The sequence below is a fragment of the Micromonospora sp. M51 genome, from assembly GCF_018070305.1.
Lineage (GTDB): Bacteria > Actinomycetota > Actinomycetes > Mycobacteriales > Micromonosporaceae > Micromonospora > Micromonospora parva.
In genome coordinates this window covers 1-3,136 of the sequence record NZ_JAGPXZ010000709.1, presented here as the reverse complement: position 1 = coordinate 3,136, position 3,136 = coordinate 1, and the positions used below count along the sequence as shown (strand labels likewise).

At 70.2% G+C, this 3,136-nt stretch carries 2 protein-coding genes and 1 pseudogene; 1 reads left to right on the top strand and 2 read right to left on the bottom strand.

Annotation, left to right across the window (positions count from 1 at the left end; translation table 11 throughout):
* Positions 1–294 precede the first annotated feature (294 nt).
* The gene (locus tag KBX53_RS27490) at positions 295–939 is read left to right on the top strand and encodes a maleylpyruvate isomerase N-terminal domain-containing protein (protein WP_210862427.1); all 645 of its coding nucleotides are present in this window, start codon (positions 295–297) and stop codon (positions 937–939) included.
* A 266-nt stretch (positions 940–1,205) separates the two neighbouring features.
* Here KBX53_RS27490 and KBX53_RS27485 read toward each other — a convergent pair whose 3' ends face one another.
* Both KBX53_RS27485 and KBX53_RS27480 read right to left on the bottom strand, forming a co-directional pair.
* The gene (locus KBX53_RS27485) at positions 1,206–2,489 is read right to left on the bottom strand and encodes a citrate synthase (protein ID WP_030332612.1); all 1,284 of its coding nucleotides are present in this window, start codon (positions 2,487–2,489) and stop codon (positions 1,206–1,208) included.
* 277 nt (positions 2,490–2,766) lie between these two features.
* Positions 2,767–3,136: pseudogene (locus KBX53_RS27480) on the bottom strand (sulfatase); the annotation flags it as partial.

Here is a 3,136-nt window from a genome sequence, read left to right as displayed (position 1 = left end):
GGATGTCGCAGGGCCGTGCGCTTCCGGCGCTGCCCGAGGGCAACCTGCTCGCCGCCGCCGGCCTGCGCTGACCCCGCATTGGCTGCTTGCGGTTGATCGACTCGGTTTCCTTGAAGTCGGGGTGTCCCAGTACCGGGGACGCCCCGACTTCCTGAAAGCCGAGTCGATCACACTGGGCTCGGCGGGTGTGGTGCCCGTCGGCCGGCCCGCGTCGCTCGGCGCGGCGGGCGTGGGGCCTGCCGGGGCGGGCCGCGCCGCTCGGAGCCTGTCGGCCGGTGCTGCCAGAATGTGCGGATGTTTCGCGCTGTCGACGCCCTGGATGCCGCCTTTCCGACCGCCGCCGCCATCGCGCTGGACCTGATCCGACGCCCCGAGGTGACCGAGCGGTGGTCACACCCGAGTGCGCTGCCGCACCTGTCAGTGGGTGGCCTGGCGTGCCACCTGGGACGTCAGGCGGTCCGCGCGGCCGAGTTGCTGCCGATGCCGACCGACCTACCGACGCTGGATTCGGCAGACAACCACTACGCGCAGGCCCCCTGGGTCAGCGAGGGCACCCCGGACGAGAAGTCGGTCGCCGAGAGCAACGACGAGTCGGACGCGGCGCGCGGGCCAGCCGCCCTGCACGCCAGTTCCGCCCAGGCGCTGGAGGAGGTCGGCGACCTGCTCTCCGGGGGTGCCGCCCGTGCGGTAGTGCCCATCCCGTGGCAGGGCTGGTCGCTGCGGCGCGGGGACTTCCTGCTCACCCGCCAACTGGAGATCGTCGTGCACTCCGATGACCTCGCGGTGAGCGTCGGCGTACCCACGCCGGAGTTCCCGGCCGACGTCTTCGACCCCGTCCGGGACCTGCTGGTCCGACTGGCGGTGCGCCGCCGTGGTCAGTCCGCGCTGATCAGCGCCCTGAGCCGCAGCGAGCGGGCCCAGGACATCTCGGCCTTCTGACCCCGCCCGGTCGCCGACCACCCACCCCGGTCCGCCCTGAGGGCGCCGCCCTCGGCCCGACCGCCCTGATGCCCGGGGCTGCCCCGGCATCACCCGTTCGTGATCGACTCGGCTTCCTGAAAGTCGGGGTGTCCCGGTCCGAGGAACACCGCGCCTTCCACAAACCCGAGTCGATCAAGGGCGATCGGGCACGGCCAGAGCAGAAACGCGGCAGGCCGCCGACCCGTGGGCGGGTCGACGGCCTGTCGGTGCAGCGAGAACGCGGATCAGCGCTCGCCGAAGGGGACGTAGTTCCGCTCGGCGGAGCCGACGTAGACCTGCCGCGGACGGCCGATCTTGGTCTCCGGGTCGTTGATCATCTCGCGCCACTGGGCGATCCAGCCGGGAAGCCGGCCGAGCGCGAAGAGCACTGTGAACATCTTGGTCGGGAAGCCCATGGCCTTGTAGATCAGGCCGGTGTAGAAGTCCACGTTCGGGTAGAGCCGACGGGAGACGAAGAAGTCGTCGGCGAGCGCGATCTCCTCCAGCTCCATGGCGATGTCCAGCAGCGGGTCGGGCTTGGCCATCCGGCCCAGCACGTCCTGCGCGGCCTTCTTGACGATCGCCGCCCGCGGGTCGTAGTTCTTGTAGACCCGGTGGCCGAAGCCCATCAGCTTGACGCCGTCCTGCTTGTCCTTGACCTTGCGGACGAAGGACCGGACGTCGTCGTCGCCGGCGTGGATCTGCTGGAGCATCTCCAGCACCGCCTGGTTGGCGCCGCCGTGCAGCGGCCCGAACAGCGCGTTCACGCCGGCCGAGACCGAGGCGAACAGGTTGGCGTTGCTGGAGCCGACCAGCCGGACGGTCGACGTGGAGCAGTTCTGCTCGTGGTCGGCGTGCAGGACGAAGAGCATGTCCAGCACCTTCGACATCACCGGGTCGACCTCGTACGGCTCCGCCGGCACGCCGAACGTCATCCGCAGCAGGTTGTCCACGTACCCCAGCGAGTTGTCCGGGTACAGCAGCGGCTGACCGATGGACTTCTTGTACGCGTACGAGGCGATGGTGGGGACCTTGGCCATCAGCCGGACCGTGGAGATCTCCACGTGCTCGGAGTCGAACGGGTCCAGGCTGTCCTGGTAAAAGGTGGACAGGGCGCTCACCGCGGACGAGAGCACCGCCATCGGGTGGGCGTCCCGGGGGAAGCCGTCGAAGAAGCGACGCATCTCCTCGTGCAGCAGCGAGTGGCGCCGAATCCACTCGGTGAACTCGGTCAGCTGCTGCTCGGTCGGCAGCTCACCGTAGATGAGCAGGTAGGAGACCTCCAGGAAGGAGGACTTCTCGGCCAGCTGCTCGATCGGGTACCCCCGGTAACGCAGGATGCCCGCGTCGCCGTCGATGTAGGTGATCGCGGATGAGGCAGCGGCGGTGTTGACGAAACCGGGGTCGTACGTGGTCATCCCGGTTTCCTTCAGCAGCTTGCTCACCCCGATACCGGCGGGGCCCTCGACCGCAGGATGCACCGGCATCGACAGCTGCCCACCGGGGTGATCGAGCTTGACTTCCGTCATGTGGTTCCTCGCTTCGCCGGCAGATCTACGTTGAATTGCCTTCGCTTCTACCGTAATTGCGGCTCGGGGGACAACGCCCGCTGTGGTTCGGCGGTGAGGTATGCGTCACCCGATTCCCGACCAGGCGGCCGGGAAACCCGGCATCCCGCCAGCCGGGACCAGACCCGACCGGCCCGGGGAGCCAGGCCGGACCGACCTCGGACGCCAGACCCGACCAACCCCGGGAGCCAGGCCGGGCCGACCCCGGGAGCCAGATGAGACCGACCCGGAAGCACTGTCAGGACAGGGCGAGGCGGCGCAGCGCGCCGTCCGCCGCGCCCTGGTAGACGTCGAGTGTGTTGGTGCCGGCGCGGAACAACGAGTCGTCGGCGAGCAGCGCGGCGAACCGGCGTCCGCCGGGGTCGGCCGGCACCACCGGGACGACCGCCCCGATGCGGCCGTTGACGGCGACCGCCAGCAGAGTGCCGTCCGGGATCCGGTCCGGGACGTCGCCCCAGACAAGCGCCGGCAGGGTGCCGGTGTCCGGGTCGGTGGCGGTGAACGCGGCCAGGTCGGCGACCCGGGCGCTGCCGGCGTCCAGGCCGGCGTCGGCCCGGGTCTGCACGCGATAAGAGTCTTCCGGGTCGACGGTGCTCTCGGGGGGTCCG

What these genes read in the sequence shown, in the direction of transcription:
- KBX53_RS27490 (WP_210862427.1), top strand. Translation starts at nt 295, where the DNA reads ATGTTTCGCGCTGTCGACGCCCTGGATGCCGCCTTTCCGACCGCCGCC.
- KBX53_RS27485 (WP_030332612.1), bottom strand. Translation starts at nt 2,489, where the DNA reads ATGACGGAAGTCAAGCTCGATCACCCCGGTGGGCAGCTGTCGATGCCG.